This is a genomic window from Collinsella sp. Sow4_D11, assembly GCF_052116465.1.
Classification (GTDB): Bacteria; Actinomycetota; Coriobacteriia; order Coriobacteriales; family Coriobacteriaceae; genus Collinsella.
The window spans coordinates 1-15,117 of record NZ_JBQKLA010000029.1 but is presented as its reverse complement, the minus strand read 5'-3'; the positions used below and the strand labels follow the sequence as shown (position 1 = coordinate 15,117).

The window sequence follows — 15,117 nt, the reverse complement described above, 5'->3', positions numbered from 1 at the left end:
CGCTAGGTGTCCGACACTCTATCGGGCGGACACCTAGCGCCGCGAAAAGGGCGTCACCGTCGGGCGGCTGGCCCTAAATGAAAGCGGTTCTCACTATCTGTTGGCCGCGTCGGCATACCGTTACGCCAACGCTGTAACGGTTGGGCTATTCTGTGCTACATGGGAAATCGGGCACGGTGCGAAGTCTGCGGCGGCAGCATGGCGGGCAGGCGCGCGACGGCGGTTGTGTGTTCCCCGGCGTGCCGACAGGCTAAGTTCCGCGACGCCCGGCGCACCGACGCCAAGACTGAGCCCACGAAGCGCGCACCGCGTAACCCGAGCGCCGACGACACGCCCGAGACCCCCGCGGAACTTCACGGGCGGCTGGAGGAAACCACGCGCCGACGGTTCGAGGCGGCGGGCATTGACGACTACGACGAAGACCCGCTGGCGGTCCACCTGCTGGGCATGGCCCGCATTCTGGACAACCCCGGCAGCGTCGCGCCCGGCAGCCTCACCGGAATGGGCAAGGCGTTCCGAGACGCCTACAAGGACTTCATGCGCGACCACGAAACCGTAGACCTCGCGCGCGACCCTGTTGCCGCTGTCCAAGACGAAGCCGCGCAACTGCTGGCCGGGCTGGGGGCGGCATGATGCCGCGGCCTGACCCTTACGCGCTACTGCCCCCGGCGTACCACACGAGCCCCCCGCGTGCGGTGACGCTGGGCCCGCTCGTGGGCAAGACGTGCCGGGCAGCCGGGTACGCGCCCGACCCCGAACAGCAACTAATCCTTGACGACGTGTTTGCCTACGGGCACGACGGTCTGCCCGCGGCGTTCGAGTACGGCGTAATCGGCCCCCGCCAGCAACTCAAGACGGGCACGCTCATTATGTGCGCCATAGGCTGGCTGTTCGTGGTGCCCGTCGGTCACGTGCGTAACGTCAACTGGAACGCCCACCTGAAGGAAACGGCTATCAAGTCTTTCCACGAACTGGCTGAGGTAATCAAGGCCGCGCCGAACTTGCGCGGTAAGTTGCTTGACGACCGAAGCGGCGGCATCCACACGGGCAAGGACGTTGAGAAGATTCTGACCGCCGACGGGCGACAGCTGGACGTGAGCGCGCGCACCGAGCGCGCCGGCCGCGGTCTTACGGGTGACCGGATCGTTCTTGACGAGGCCCTGTACCTGACCGACGCCATGTTGGGCGCGCTCATGCCCACGCTGACCGCGCGCCGCGACGCTCAAGCCGTCTACGCTTCCACGCCCGGCCTGGCGGGCTCAAGCACGCTCAGGGCCAAGCGCGACGCCGGGCGCGCCGGGCGCTCAACGTCGTTGGGCTGGGCTGAGTGGGGCACCGAGCGCCCGAAGTGCGCGCACGACGACGACCGTACCGGCCGGAAGTGCCTACACTTCCCGCCCGGAAACCCGCTGCACGTGCCTGGGTGCGCGATGGACGACGAAGAACTGTGGGCGCGAGCAAGCCCGCTGTTGGGGCGTGTGCGGCCCAACGGTACGGGACTGAGCTTGGAGCGCATGCGCAACCTACGGGAGTCGATCCCGCCCGCTGAGTGGGGGCGTGAGTACCTAGGTTGGTGGGACGAAGCTGACGCAACAGACGTGTTCGGTGACGGTGTTTGGAGTGCCGCCACGGCGCGGTACTTCGACGCTGACGACAACGAGCACATCGGCCTACCTACCCCGGCGGACTTTGACCTGAACACCGTGGGCGTGGCCGTAGCCGCTGACCTGACGAGCGCCGCCATTGTGGGCGCGGGCCCGCGTGGTGAGCGCACGGCGTGCCGTGTGGTGGCTACCGGGCTGGGCTTCCAGTGGGTGGCCCCCCGGCTAAAGGAACTGTTGGAGGAACGGCCCCGTACCCGTGTGGTCTACGATCCCGGGGGCCCTTCGGGCGTGCTCACGGCTGAGCTTGAGAAGATGGTTAAGCCGTCACGCCGACTAGTCAAGGCGTCGTTTCAACAGTGGAAGGCGGCATGCGCTGGGCTGTGGGACGGCGTACGTAACGGCACCGTTGAGCACGGCGGTCAGCCCGAGCTTGACGCTTCGGTTGGCGAAGCCAAGAAACGGCCTATCCTAGACCGCTGGGTGTGGGAGCGGTACGGTTACGATGCAAGCCCGTTGGAAGCCGCTACGCTAGCGGTGTGGGGTGTGACGAACGTAGCGCGCGCGTCAGCCTACGAGACTGGAAGGGTCTTGACGGTATGATGAGCCGAACGCGACTAAGCAAGGCGGGGGTGACCCATGAGTGAGTTGGTGCGCTGGCATAGCCCCACCGTCACCTACGTCAACGGCGCGCCGTGGGAACAAGTGGTTGCGACACTTGGCTACAACCCGAGCACGCTCAACCCCGCCAAAATGTGGCGCACGCAACCCCACTTGCGCGTTGTGGTGGACTTCCTAGCACGCAACGTCGCGCAGCTTGGCCTACACGTCTACGAGCGCATGCCCGACGGCGGGCGCGTGCGCGCGGACGATTCCGCGCTGGCGCAGTTGCTCCGGTTCGTGGATGGCGCTATAACCACCTACGATCTTGTGTACGCAACCGTGGGCGACTTTGCCCTGTACGACGCGGCCTATTGGTGGCTTATGCAGGATTCACGAGTGCCGACGGGCTACCGACTGCTACGCCTACCCCCTACGTGGGTCAGCCAGTGGCCCGGCGACGACTCCCCGTTCTTTGCCAGCCGGTTCAACGTTGCGTTCCAAGGCAAGGTACATACGATCCCGGCCAGCATCGACGGCTCACCCGGCGTTGTGCGCTTCGGGGGCTACAGCCCGACGGCCTACATTGGCAGTTCGAGCAAGGTCGAAGCGCTCAAGGCGACTCTGCTAGAACAGATCGAGGCCGCGCGCTACCGCTCCCAAATTTGGGAAAACGGCGGCCGCGTGTCTGCCGTGCTTGAACGCCCCGTGGACGCTGAGCCGTGGAGTGACCGAGCGCGCGACGCGTTCCGCGAGGATTGGTACGCCAAGTACACGGGCAAGGGCCCCGGCGCGGGCGGTACGCCCATTCTGGAAGACGGCATGAAGCTCACCCGCGTGGACTTCAACGCACGCGAGCAACAGTTCGTAGAGGCGGCCAAGCTCAGCCTGCAGACCGTGGCCAGCGTGTACCACGTCAACCCCACCATGATTGGGTACACCGACGGCGCGACATACTCGAACGTGCGAGAGTTCAGCCGCATGCTGTACACCGACACGTTGGGGCCGATCCTTCGGCAGGTTACCGAGCGGATCAACAAGCAACTGCTGCCAGTCATGGGGCTTGACCCGGCGCGGTTCTACGCCGAGTTCAACATTGCTGAGAAGCTGGCCGGTTCGTTTGAGGAACAGGCCGCCGTGCTTTCGTCGTCGGTTGGTGCCCCGTGGCTCACCCCCAACGAAGCGCGCGCCCGGCAGAACCTCCCGGCTATTGAGGGCGGCGACCAACTCGTTGTGCCGCTCAACGTTACGGTGGGTGGGCAAGCCAGCCCCCGCGACAGTGGCACACAGAACGAGACACCCGGCGCGCCCGACAGGGCTACCGCAGCGCCACTGCCGACGGCCAAGCGCGCCGCGCTGCCCCCGGTGAAGTCACGTCGGGCACGCACGGCGGCTACCGACGCCGTAGCCGCCGTGTTGGCCAAGTTCTTCGAGCACCAACACAAGGTGCTACGGGGCAAGAAGGACAAGCTGCCGTGGGACTCTGAGCGCTGGGACAAGGAACTGACGGCTGACCTGCTGGCCGTCAGCCGCGCCGAAGCGCTCAGGGCCGCTACCGACGCGCTCAAGGACAACGGGCTAGGTGCCGACGCATACGACGAAGCGCGCACCGTGGCGTACTTGACGGAATCGAGCGCCCGCAAGGCTGAGGCGATCAACGAGGGGACGCGCAAGCGCCTACAAGACGCCGTGGACGCGCTAGACGATTGGGACGACGAAGACGGCGAACCGCCCAACCCGTACGACAAGGTTCTAGTGGACGAAGCCGACGGGCACGCCCACACGTGGGGCGCAGTGGTCGCGGGCTTCGCTACCGGCTTCGGCATCACCGAAGCCGCCCGGCAGAACGGCGGCAAGAGGGCAACCAAGACGTGGATTGTCACGAGCGCCAACCCGCGTGAGTCTCACGCCGCCATGGACGGCGAAACGGTACCCATTGACGACACGTTCAGCAACGGACTTGACTGGCCCGCGTCATTCGGTGACCCTGACGAAGTGGCTGGTTGTCAATGTGAGGTGGCCGTTTCGTGGTGATCTACGAGGTACATAACGGGCGTGTCAGTGTGCGGTTGAAGTCTCGTGGTAAAGGTATGCTGGCCGAGACAGGAAGGGGCGCACGATGAGCGGCGTTAACACCGTGGGCGTGAAGCACGCGGCGTTCAGGATCAAGCAGGCGGGCGACGAAGACGGCTTGAAGCCAGGCGCGTTCGTCGGCTATGCGAGCGTGTTCGGCAACGTGGATAGCTACGGCGATATTGTGGAGCCGGGAGCGTTTGCCGACACGCTGGAAGAGCTCAAGGCGAAGGGCGACCCCATCCCCCTGTTGTGGGGCCACGACATGTTCGACCCGTTCAGCAACATTGGCAGCATCGACCCGACCAAGGCGGTTGAGGATGAGCGCGGCCTGAGGGTTGAAGGTGAGCTTGACCTGACCAACCCCACGGCTGAACAGGTGTACAAGCTGTTGAAGGGCCGACGGGTTACCGATATGTCGTTTGCCTACCGTGTTCTTGAGGAACGCAAGGCCAACGACGGCAACCACTTGCTCAAGCTTGACCTGCTGGAAGTGTCCGTTGTGCCCATCGGGGCCAACTCTGAGACGGACATTATGGCGATCAAGTCGCGCCTGAACGACCTTGGCCTCAAGGCCGGGCGTGTGCTCAGCGCGGCCAACGAAGGGCGCTTGAACGAAGCCACGGCGAAGATTCTGGAAGGGCTCAACTCCATTGAGTCGGTTCTAGCTTCCGTGGCCACGGGCGCTGATACAATCTTGGCGGACACGGGCGGCACGCCCGGTTCACCAATAGCCGATGGTAAGGCCAGCGGTACGCACGAAGACAAGGAAGCCCCTGTTGAGGAACCCAGCCCGGAAACGGGCCCGGTCAAGGCAGCCACGGCGACTGAGGATCAGAAGGCGGCACCGTCCGTTGACACCTTGGCGGCATTGTGGGCGTACACAAGTACGTTCACAGACAACTAGCCTGAAAGGACGGTACCCAACATGGGGCCCAAGGCAAGGCGAGCCGCAGCTATCAAGGCGGCACAGACGATTCTAAACACCGTGAAGGCTGAGGACCGCGACCTGACCGAAGACGAGCGGGCCAAGCTCACTGAGTTTGAGGCCGAAGTCAAGGAGTGCGACCGTCTCATTGAGGCCGCCGCCGGTGACGAAGCGCTGTTCGCGGCGTTCAAGACCGCTGGGGGCCCGCTGGACGATCCCGGCGCAGCCGACGACGAGCCCTACAAGGCGAAGTCTCTGGGCGACCATTGGGCGCACCACCTCAAGGCGAAGGGGCTCAATAGCCCCAAGGACATTCCTACCGGTCTGACCGTGGGCGCTCCAGAACTGCTGTTCGAGAAGGCCGCGACCGACACGCAGACCGTCGGGGGCGCTACCGGCGCGTACGGCCCGCTCGTGACTGACCTTGATACGAACTTCGTCATGCCCAAGCGTGACCGTCTCGTTATCGCGGACCTGTTGCAGTCGGGCACCGTGTCCGGCAGCGCGATTAAGTACGCGGTCTTCGGGGCGCTTGAGGGTGGCACCGGCTACGTTGCCGAGGGCGGCACCAAGCCGCAGCTTCATGTGGCCGATCCCACGTGGGTTACCGACGCGCTGGGCGAAATCGCCGGTTGGTTCAAGGTCACCGACGACATGGCCGAAGACCTGCCCTACATGGTAAGCGAAATCAACAGCACCGCCGTCTACGACCTTGGCCAGAAGGAGGAGCAGGCGCTGCTGTTCGGCAACGGCACGAGCCCGAACCTCAGGGGCATCACGCAGCGTTCCGGCATTCAGACCGCCACCAAAGACGCGGACACCGCGCCTGACGCGATCCTCAAGGCCATTGGCAAGGTGCAGACCGCCACGGGCATGAGCGCTGACGGTATCGTCATGCACCCGACAGACTACGAAGCCCTCCGGCTCAACAAGGACGGCAACGGCCAGTACTTCGGCGGGGGCTACTTCCAGGGCCAGTACGGCAACGGTGGCGTCATGGAGAACCCGCCCGTGTGGGGCCTTCGTACCGTCGTCACGTCGGCCATCCCTGCCGGTAAGGTGCTCGTGGGCGCGTTCAAGTCGGCCAAGCTGTTCACCAAGGGCGGTATCCGCGTGGAGTCCACCAACAGCAACGTGGATGACTTCATCAACGACAAGATCACCACGCGACTTCGTAAGCGCGAGGGCCTGCAGGTGAAGTACCCCGCTGCTTTCGTCTACCTTGACCTTACGGTCTAAGGGCTGACGGCGAGAAAGGAAGGGTGACGACATGAGTGTTAAGACATTCGACAACGTGCGAACCCCCAACGTGAAGAACATCAGGAAGGCGCTTGCGGGCGCAGTCTTCGTCAAGCGCTACGCCGGCGGAGACCCGCCCGTAACGCAGGTGTGGACGGCCGAGGGCGGGCTCATCGTGCCGTCCGGGTACAAGGACGTGGGTGTTCTGTCCAAGGCCAGCGCCGTGAAGCTGGCTCGGGATACCAACACGAGCGACGTTGAGTCGTGGGGCTACGCTCAGCCGACGCGCCGCGACATTACGTCCGACGTGACCACGGTTTCCTTCACGATGCAGGAGAGCAACAGGCTTGCCATGGAGCTTCACGGCGGCGTTGACCTTAGTGCGGTCAAGGCCGACGCTCAGGGCAACATCGTCGTGGACAAGCCGAGCCGCCCGCAGGCGCTTGACTGGCGGGTGTTCATCTTGTGCAAAGATGGCGACGGGGCCGACGCGATTTACTGGCTTGACTGGCTTCCCAACGCTCAGGTTACGGGCGTTGAGGATCAGGAGAACAGCGAGTCTGCTGAAAAGGCCTACACCGTCACAATGACCGGTTACGAGGACCCGGCAATCAAGACGGCCCACCGCCAGATTTGGGGCGGGCCCGGCCTTGACGTTGCGGGTATGGGCTTCCTGCCCGCGTAGCCCCGCAGGTTGGTGTAAGCTGACCTAAGCCGGGGCCATTTCGGATGCGGTACCCAGTCAAGAATCGCCCCGGCTTACACACTGCAAGCCCCCTGAGTTGCCAAGACTCAGGGGGCTTCGTGCATGCCTTAAACGGTGTGCCCCGCTATGCTTGGGGCTAGGCACGGCCCAACACCGGGCCCCCGACTTAAGGAGTGAGCCACCATGGCCAACACTGAGTACAAGCTGACCCGCCCGGGCGACGACCACGAGTTCACGATGCTGCTGGACGAGGACGACCGCCAGCGCTACGAGGATGCGGGTTGGAAGCCGACGGCGACCAAGCGCAAGAACCCCACCACCCCCCGCGACCTTGCCGCCCGGCAGCCGCGCACGCGACGCACCGCCGCGAAGGCCGACGACACGACCGACGCCGACGAGTCGAACGCCGACGACGCCGACGTTGAGGTTGTGGAGTAAGCCGCAACCACGAGCCTGAAAGGAGGGGGGCACCAATGGCGTACCCGCCACTAGTCACCGTCCAAGACCTGCCAGCGGGCCCCGGGGCCCCCTCACAGGACGACCTAGACGTTATAGCCGATGACGTGCGCGCTCACTGTGGTTGGCACATTGCGCCCGAAGTAACCGAGACGCTGACGCTTGACAGTAACGGCGCTGAGGTGATCGTACTGCCCACGCTGGCGCTCAACGACGTTACCGCGGTTCGGTACTGGAACGGCTCAGAAATGGTGCCGCTGAACGGGTGGGATATCCGAACGGGTTGGTCTACCGAGTCGAGCACGATTCGACGCGCTGGGGGCTTCCCCCGTGGGCGGCGCATGCTTGAAGTGGACGTACGACACGGCTACGAGATGGTGCCTAAGTCGCTCGTGGCGGGCCTTGTGCGACTGCTGGCGGGCCCCGGCGCGGCTGACGTGGCCAGCGAGTCACTGCCCGGCCACGCGGTCACCTACAGGGGCACGACGGCCTACACAAGCACCGCCGCGTTGCTGGCCTCAGGCGGCGCGTTGGCCCGGTATCGTCTGGGGCCCCGGCCATGACGCGCAACCTGTACACCGTGCCGAGCGTCATCGTGAAGCGCGGCACGGTCACGGGGCGCGACCGCTACAACAACCCCGTGTACGGGCCCGACGTGCGCGTTGAGGCCCCGTGCTGGCACACACACCAAGCTTCGAGCGAGGACAACACGACGGGCGTACAGTACGTTGAAACCTACATGGTTCAGTGGCCCCCCGAGTTCTACGCCGACGTTGCGGGTAGCGATGAAGTGTCGCTGCCCGTTATCGGCACGTTCCACGTCGTGGGCGAGCCCCTGTACCAACCATCAGGGTTGGCCATTGAAGGCTATTGTCGTGCCAACCTCGAACGCGTGAAGGGCTAAAGGCCATGCCGTCACTGAGGCTGTCTAAGGAGTTCATGCTCAACGCCATGCAAGCCCCCGGCGTACGCGCCGCGTTGCGCGATAAAGCCGAAGAAATCGCGCGCGAAGTCAACGCCGAAGTGGCCCGGGATGACTACTACGTTGACGTGGCCGACCGCTACAAGACGGGGCCCCCCGAACTGGACGTTACCGTGGGCGAGGGCACACGGCCGGGCGGGCGACCGTATGCACGTGTGAGCGTGCCCCAAGAAGATGAGTGGGGCGACTACAACGAGCCCAAGCGGCGCGTGCTCGGCCGATTGGCCGCGCGGCACAACACCCCGAAGGGCGGGTAGCAACCATGGAATGGCCAGACATTGAAGGCGCGCTTATCACACGGTTGGTTGCCGACGGTCACCGGGGCGAGATAGGCACCGAGACGTACCCGCTTGAAGGTGGGCCCGACCGATTCACGCGCCTACACGCAATCGGGGGCGCAGATAACGGCCTGACCGACGCCGCCCGCGTGGACGTGGAGACGTTCGCGGCCAGCCGGGAAGTGGCCATGGATATGGCCAGCGAGCTACGCGCGTGGATGCACAGGCAGGCCGGGCGGTCAGTTGCCGGCGTGCTCATCGACACCGTACGCACGGCCCAACGCCCTACCCAACTGCACTACCGCAACCCCGGCGTCTACCGCGTAGTAGCTAGCTACACCGTAGAGACGCGACTACAGTAGGAAGCGCGCGCACGCGCAGACGAGAGGAAACCGGCCATGGCCACCCCCAAGACGTACAAGCTCAAGACGCCCGACGGGCGTACTTACGCCACGAGCGACGAAGCCGAGCGTGACCAACTGGTTCGTACGCGCGGCTACACCGACGTGACCCCCAAGCCGCGCAAGGCAGCGCAGCGACCGGCCAACAAGGCCGCTCAGGCCCCCGCCAACAAGGCTGAGGCCCCCACCGACACCAAGGCCGACTGAGCCCCGACGCCCGGACGAAAGGACTACTACCGTGGCAACCAATGAAGTAACGCGCACATGGGACAACTACGCGCGCGAAGCCGAAGCCGCTGACTTCGTACTCAAAACCGCTGACGGCGAGATTCGCATAACCAACCCTACGGGCGCGCGTATCAAGCGCGTTGCTCAGGGCATGCGAGCCGGTGACCTAGACCTCATCCTGCTGGGGCTCACCGGCGACGCCTACCAAGACGTGTCCGCGCTCGTGGACAAGGCAGGCCATAAGGCCATGCCGAAGCTCGTTGAAGACCTCATGGAACACTTCGACATGTACGAGGAAATCGAGTTGCAGGGCCCCGGTGGCGGCACCGTGCGCGCGACCAAGCCCCGTGAAGTGAAGCGGCTGTTGGCCATGGGGTACACGCCCGTGGGGGGGTAGTTAGCCGTCTCGTCAGGTTGGTTGAGCTAGTCGAACGCTACGGCGCAGCGATTGAGTACGACCTACACGAACGGTTCGGGCTAGACCTGCTGGACTTCTTCCGGCACAAGCTCAGTTGGCGTAAGCTTGAAACGCTGTTGTGGCAGCTACCAAGCGGGACGGCATTCTGGGCAGCCCGAGCCGACGACGACGAGACGGCAGCCGCGATTCTCAAGCACATGGGCAACAAGCCGGGAAAGGCCGCGCCCCCCGCGCTCATTGAGATGAGTCGTACCAACCAATCACTGCTAGACGTGCTGGACACACTGCAAGTGGTGGTGCATCACCTTGAAGCGCTGGGCGGTGCTAAACCCAACACGCCCACCCCGGCGCTCAGGCCAGAAACAGGCATGAGCCGCGCTAGGCGCGCCGCTGAGCACACCGAAGCCGCGGACCTAGTAGCTGAGGCCAAGGCCGCGCAGGCGCGCGCCGAAGAAGCACAGAGGCCCCGGTGACGGTACGCTAGCGCTTGAACAACGGTGAAAGGGGCCGACGGTGGGCGACGCTGTATGGATTGACGTTCTGCCCAGTATGTCCAAGTTCGCGGACCAGCTGGGCAAGGGCGCCGACGAGGCGGCCGGCAAGTCGGGCAAAAAAGCCGGCGGGAAGTTCGGCCTGGCCATGGCAGCGGGGGTCACCGCGGTAGCGGGCGGCGTCGTGCTGGCGGGCAAGGCCCTGTATGACCTCGGTAGCACCTTCGATGACATGACGGACACCATCCGCGTGGGCACCGGGGCCACCGGTGAAGCCCTTGACGGACTCGTTGCCAGCGCCAAGAATGTAGGCACCAAGGTTCCCGCCGACTTCGGGGACATCAGCACCGCCGTGGCGGACATCAACACCCGTATGGGCCTGACCGGACCAACGTTGGAGACCTTTACCGGGCAGGTCCTGGAAGCCGGCCGGCTCACGGGTGAAGCCATCGACGTGAAAAAGGTCAGCGCGTCCTTCGCCGTGTTCGGCATTGAGGGTGAGAAGGCCACGGGGGCCATGGATACCCTGTACCGTGTCAGCCAGGACACCGGGGTTGGCATGAACGAGCTCGCGAGCATCGTCCAGAAGGCCGGCCCCGCGGTCCAGGCGCTGGGCTTCGACTTCGATCAGACAGCTGCTCTCGTCGGTGGTCTGGACAAGGCTGGTCTCGACGCTTCCAAGATGACCGCGGGCCTGGGCAAGGCACTTGTCACGCTGGCAAAGGACGGCGAAGAGCCCCAAAAAGCGTTTAGCCGCACCACCACCGAGATTCAGAACATGCTGGCCACGGGGGACACGGCCGGGGCCACCGAGTTGTCGGCTAAGCTTTTCGGCACCAAAAACGCCCCGCAGTTCATGGCTGCGCTACAACAGGGCAAGCTGAACCTGAACGACCTGACCGCCGCCGCTACGGGCAGCGGCGACACGATCATGCAGGCCAGCGCCGACACCGCCAGTTTTTCCGAGCAGTGGCAGATCTTCCAGAACCGCATGAGCGTGCTCGTTGCCCCGGTGGCCGAAAAGGTGTTCGGGCTCATCAGCGACGGCATGACGTGGATCAACGACGTTGCGATCCCTTATCTTGAGGACTTCTTTGGCGGTTGGTCTGACGGAACGGGCCCGCTCACGGCGGTACAATCCGTGTTCGACGGGCTGGGCGCGTACTTGCGTGATGTGCTGTGGCCAATCCTGAAGAACGTCATCGGGTATGTGCGCGATTACGTCATCCCGTACTGGCAGAAGGTGGCGGGCATCATTGCCGACACGGTGGTTCCCGTGCTGAAAGACCTCTGGGCCATGTTCAACAACAAGGTACTGCCCATCCTTCGCGCCGTGGCCGACTTCATCGCGAAGAACGTCGTGCCGGTCTTTCAGGACTTCGCTAATCGCGTGGTGCTGCCCCTCATGAAGCTGGTCGGGCAAGCGATTAGGGGTATGTGGGACAACTTCGCCAAGCCGGCGCTGAACGCCTTGTGGGACTTCATTCAGAACTATGTGGGCCCGGTCATTAAGTGGCTATGGGACAAGGTGGTCAGCCCTACCTTCAAGCTCATGGGCGACGCTGTGAGCGGCTTTGCCGAAAACTGGGCGTCTATCTGGTCGGGCCTACAGGCGGCAGCCGCTAAGCCGGTCAACTTCATCATTGAGGTGGTATGGAACCAAGGGCTACGCCGGGCACTGAACCTTATCCCGGGTATTGACTTGGCCGAAGCGCGGCCTATTAGAGTACCGTCCGCTGGTAGGCCCCGGGCTGCCATGGCGGGCGGAGGCATCCTTCCCGGTACGAGCCGCTACGCCGACGGCGACGACCAACTTGTTTGGATGCGTCGTGGTGAAGGCGTGACCGTGACCGAAGCCTTGGACGACTACGAGAAGGCCCGGCTGTTGCGGCTCAACAGGGCCGTGCTGGGCGGTATGTCACCGGCGCGGTTCCGGGACCAGTTCGACGCGCACGCCGGGGGCGGCATTGTGTCCTACAAGGGTAAGCGGTTCACCGAGCGCTTTGCGGCGGCTATCCGTGCCGCTGAGGCCATGGCGGGCGTGGGCTTTAACATTAGCCAGGGTGGCTTCCGCCCGCGCACAAGCTATTCGGGCACCTCCCACCAAGGTGACGCGCTGGACATGACCCCCATTACCACGGCGATTATTACGGCGCTACGCGCGTCGGGTATTGCCGCGTGGGACCGCACCGGCAAGGGCAACTGGGCCCCACACATTCACGGCGTGCCGCTTCCCGGATTCGGTAGCGCCGCCGGTTCGGCTGTCTGGCAGGCACAGGATTACCTACGCGGCGGCGACGGCCTAGGCGGGCGTGACAACGGCCCGCGCGTTACGCCCGGTAGCGGCGGCGTGTTCGACATCCCTAACATTATCGACAAGGTAGTGAAGGCGCTTCGTGACGGTCTCAACAGCCCGTGGGGTACGCTGCTGCGCGACGGCATGTTTAAGGTTGTCGAAACTGCCAAGGATTGGGCTATTAGGCAGCTAGACGTTTTGGGTATCACGGACCTATTCGCCCAAAAGACGTACCGCATGGACAACAGCAACAGCGGCCTGAAGAAGGTAATGTCGTCGCGGGGGTACGCTACGGGGACTAACTACGCCGCGCCCGGTTGGGCATGGGTCGGCGAACTGGGGCAAGGGTTCCCAGAGCTGGTCGAGGGGCCCCAGCTTCGGTACATGCGCGGCGGCGAGACGGTCCACTCGTCGGCGGCCACGCGCGCGCTGCTGGGCGGCGCGGGCACGCACGATGAGTCGCTACACATTGATACAATGTATGTAACCGTTGAGGCCGATGACCTAGACGGCGTGGTCGAGTTCTTCAAGTCGGCGGACAGGATCAAGGCACAAGGACGGGTGGGCTAAATGGCAATTCAGTGGGGCTCGTGGGCGGGCACTTCCCCGCGCCGTATGCGTGTCGGTGTCGATTACACGTCGGTGCCGGCGCCTAAGTCGTCCGATACCGCTGTAACCGTCCGCGCCACTATCTATGTCGGCGTGCAGTACGGTGTCAACGACCAGAACAACTCGCTGTCATGGTCTGGCACGCTGGGCTCGGGTTCCGGTTCCCGCCCATTTAACCTGTCGTCCAATTCGTCGCGCTCACTGCACTCACTGTCACGCGCGGTGCCCGTGTCCACGAGCCCTACGACGGTGAGTGTCACGGCGCAACTGTCGGGCGTGGAGTACGTCGGCGCGACGGCCCGCGTAACCGCTACGGCCACTATCCCCGCCAAGCCACAGAACCCGCCCGGGCAGCCCGGCGCGGTGACCATGACCCGTATCAGCGACACGTCGCACAAGATTAGTTGGGGCGCGTCGTCGGGGTCGGTCACGCGTTACCGGCTAGAGATTTACAACGCATCCACGGGCGGTTGGGGGTTGCTGGGCCACACCACAGCCACGGCATGGACGACGGGCACCACCAAACCGAACAGCGGGTACCGTGCGCGGGTCCGGGCCGAGGGGCCAGGCGGCGTGTCGGCGTACACCACACAAGCTACGGTGGCCTACACAACACCAGCGGCACCAACGGGTGTGTCCGCTGGCCGTTCGGGGTCATCCATCGTGGTGTCGTGGACGGATAGGTCCCCGTTCAACGACCAGTTCAAGGTGTACGCGTCGGCGTCGGGTGGGGCGTACACCCTGCTGGCGACGGTGCCTAACACAGGTACGTACACGCACAGCAGCCCCGACCCCACCAAGGTGTGGCGTTACCAGGTTGAGTCCGTGCGTCAGGCGTCCACGTCGGGTGTGGGTGTCCAACTGACCAGTGCCCGGGCCACGTCTAACGAGGTGCGGCTACTCTCCCCGCCACTAGCGCCTACGCTCGTGACCCCGGTGGGCAGTGTGCTCGACCCGGCCAAGGGACCGGTTACGTTCGTTTGGACACATCGCACTGCTGACTCGTCCAAGCAAACAGCCTACGAGCTGCAATACCGTGTCGATGGGGGCGCGTGGGTTCCGTTCTCGGGTACCACGGCATCGTCTAGGGCGCTGGACCTAGCCGATACGGGCGAGTATGAGTGGCAGGTCCGCACCAAGGGCGCGCACGCCGCATTCGGCCCCTGGTCGACGGTGGGGTGGTTCACGGCGGCGGATTCGCCGGTTGTGTCGATCACCGAGCCCGTCGATGGTGCGGTGCTGACGGGTAACCGTGTGACCGCGCGATGGACGCCGGATATCCAGACGGGCGCACAGCAACTTCGGTTCGTGGCTGAGTTGCAGGATGAAGCCGGGGCCACGCTGCAACGGGCTGTGGAAGAAGACCCTGTGGCGGCTTCTAGGGCGTTCAGCTACAACCTGCTGGACAACGCGACTTATCAGGTTGTGGTGACCGTCACCGACACCAACGGGCTGGTGTCTGAACCGGCGACGGTGACGTTTACCACGTCGTTCCTGCTGCCCGCGCCGCCCACGCTTACGGCGTCGTGGTCGGATAGCGGCGCGAGTGTGGCGCTTGTGCATACGGCGTCTCCGGGCGAGACGTTCGCGTGGACGGGCGCGGCTCATGCGTCCACGTCTACGCGCACCGTCGGCGGTAAGACGGTCACCAATAGGGCGACCAACCCTAGTTTCGAGTCCGATTCGGTACCTGTCGGCGGCGTCCGGTCGGATGCGTGGGCGGCTGGTGGAACGTGGTCGCTGTATGTGACCGGTGAAGGCTACGGCTACGGCTTGTCGCCGTATGGTGAAAACCCCTACGGACTATAAGG

General features: G+C 64.4%; 15 protein-coding genes. All 15 read left to right on the top strand.

Annotation, left to right across the window (positions count from 1 at the left end; all coding sequences use genetic code 11):
* Positions 1 to 198: 198 nt before the first annotated feature.
* The 15 genes from ACTQ40_RS09345 to ACTQ40_RS09275 all read left to right on the top strand — a co-directional run bounded on the left by ACTQ40_RS09345 (position 199) and on the right by ACTQ40_RS09275 (position 15,115).
* On the top strand, positions 199 to 633 hold the full coding sequence (locus tag ACTQ40_RS09345) for a hypothetical protein (protein WP_441085630.1): 435 nt from the start codon (positions 199 to 201) through the stop codon (positions 631 to 633).
* 80 nt (positions 634 to 713) lie between these two features.
* Positions 714 to 2,204, top strand: coding sequence for a hypothetical protein (locus ACTQ40_RS09340; RefSeq protein ID WP_441563963.1), 1,491 nt, complete (start codon positions 714 to 716; stop codon positions 2,202 to 2,204).
* 102 nt (positions 2,205 to 2,306) lie between these two features.
* The gene (locus tag ACTQ40_RS09335) at positions 2,307 to 4,235 is read left to right on the top strand and encodes a phage portal protein (RefSeq protein ID WP_441563961.1); all 1,929 of its coding nucleotides are present in this window, start codon (positions 2,307 to 2,309) and stop codon (positions 4,233 to 4,235) included.
* 85 nt (positions 4,236 to 4,320) lie between these two features.
* Positions 4,321 to 5,181, top strand: a complete 861-nt coding sequence (locus tag ACTQ40_RS09330; protein WP_441085633.1) for an HK97 family phage prohead protease — start codon at positions 4,321 to 4,323, stop codon at positions 5,179 to 5,181.
* Between the two features lie 21 nt (positions 5,182 to 5,202).
* Positions 5,203 to 6,441 (top strand): phage major capsid protein, encoded by a 1,239-nt coding sequence (locus ACTQ40_RS09325; protein WP_441141103.1) that lies wholly within the window; start codon positions 5,203 to 5,205, stop codon positions 6,439 to 6,441.
* 31 nt (positions 6,442 to 6,472) lie between these two features.
* Positions 6,473 to 7,126 carry a phage tail tube protein gene (locus tag ACTQ40_RS09320; protein ID WP_441085635.1) on the top strand — a complete coding sequence of 218 codons (654 nt, stop codon included), beginning with the start codon at positions 6,473 to 6,475 and terminating at the stop codon, positions 7,124 to 7,126.
* Between the two features lie 204 nt (positions 7,127 to 7,330).
* A complete protein-coding gene (locus tag ACTQ40_RS09315; RefSeq protein ID WP_441085636.1) occupies positions 7,331 to 7,585 on the top strand; it encodes a hypothetical protein in 255 nt (84 codons plus the stop codon).
* 125 nt (positions 7,586 to 7,710) lie between these two features.
* Positions 7,711 to 8,166 (top strand): hypothetical protein, encoded by a 456-nt coding sequence (locus ACTQ40_RS09310; protein WP_441563959.1) that lies wholly within the window; start codon positions 7,711 to 7,713, stop codon positions 8,164 to 8,166.
* Positions 8,163 to 8,507: a hypothetical protein gene (locus tag ACTQ40_RS09305; RefSeq protein WP_441085638.1), complete on the top strand. Its 345-nt coding sequence runs from the start codon at positions 8,163 to 8,165 to the stop codon at positions 8,505 to 8,507. The genes ACTQ40_RS09310 and ACTQ40_RS09305 overlap by 4 nt, the downstream gene beginning before the upstream one ends.
* 5 nt (positions 8,508 to 8,512) lie before the next feature.
* Positions 8,513 to 8,842 carry a hypothetical protein gene (locus ACTQ40_RS09300; RefSeq protein ID WP_441085639.1) on the top strand — a complete coding sequence of 110 codons (330 nt, stop codon included), beginning with the start codon at positions 8,513 to 8,515 and terminating at the stop codon, positions 8,840 to 8,842.
* 419 nt (positions 8,843 to 9,261) lie between these two features.
* Positions 9,262 to 9,471 carry a hypothetical protein gene (locus ACTQ40_RS09295; RefSeq protein WP_441085641.1) on the top strand — a complete coding sequence of 70 codons (210 nt, stop codon included), beginning with the start codon at positions 9,262 to 9,264 and terminating at the stop codon, positions 9,469 to 9,471.
* A gap of 31 nt (positions 9,472 to 9,502) precedes the next feature.
* Positions 9,503 to 9,889, top strand: a complete 387-nt coding sequence (locus ACTQ40_RS09290) for a hypothetical protein (protein WP_441085642.1) — start codon at positions 9,503 to 9,505, stop codon at positions 9,887 to 9,889.
* Between the two features lie 17 nt (positions 9,890 to 9,906).
* A complete protein-coding gene (locus ACTQ40_RS09285; RefSeq protein WP_441085643.1) occupies positions 9,907 to 10,383 on the top strand; it encodes a hypothetical protein in 477 nt (158 codons plus the stop codon).
* A 40-nt stretch (positions 10,384 to 10,423) separates the two neighbouring features.
* Complete coding sequence (locus ACTQ40_RS09280) at positions 10,424 to 13,267, top strand: phage tail tape measure protein (RefSeq protein ID WP_441563955.1); 2,844 nt, start codon at positions 10,424 to 10,426, stop codon at positions 13,265 to 13,267.
* Positions 13,268 to 15,115, top strand: coding sequence for a fibronectin type III domain-containing protein (locus tag ACTQ40_RS09275; RefSeq protein WP_441563953.1), 1,848 nt, complete (start codon positions 13,268 to 13,270; stop codon positions 15,113 to 15,115). It abuts the gene before it with no gap.
* Positions 15,116 to 15,117 lie beyond the last annotated feature (2 nt).

Coding starts and splice junctions, on each gene's coding strand:
- ACTQ40_RS09345 (WP_441085630.1), top strand. CDS start 199: ATGGCGGGCAGGCGCGCGACGGCGGTTGTGTGTTCCCCGGCGTGCCGA.
- ACTQ40_RS09330 (WP_441085633.1), top strand. CDS start 4,321: ATGAGCGGCGTTAACACCGTGGGCGTGAAGCACGCGGCGTTCAGGATC.
- ACTQ40_RS09325 (WP_441141103.1), top strand. CDS start 5,203: ATGGGGCCCAAGGCAAGGCGAGCCGCAGCTATCAAGGCGGCACAGACG.
- ACTQ40_RS09320 (WP_441085635.1), top strand. CDS start 6,473: ATGAGTGTTAAGACATTCGACAACGTGCGAACCCCCAACGTGAAGAAC.
- ACTQ40_RS09315 (WP_441085636.1), top strand. CDS start 7,331: ATGGCCAACACTGAGTACAAGCTGACCCGCCCGGGCGACGACCACGAG.
- ACTQ40_RS09305 (WP_441085638.1), top strand. CDS start 8,163: ATGACGCGCAACCTGTACACCGTGCCGAGCGTCATCGTGAAGCGCGGC.
- ACTQ40_RS09300 (WP_441085639.1), top strand. CDS start 8,513: ATGCCGTCACTGAGGCTGTCTAAGGAGTTCATGCTCAACGCCATGCAA.
- ACTQ40_RS09295 (WP_441085641.1), top strand. CDS start 9,262: ATGGCCACCCCCAAGACGTACAAGCTCAAGACGCCCGACGGGCGTACT.
- ACTQ40_RS09275 (WP_441563953.1), top strand. CDS start 13,268: ATGGCAATTCAGTGGGGCTCGTGGGCGGGCACTTCCCCGCGCCGTATG.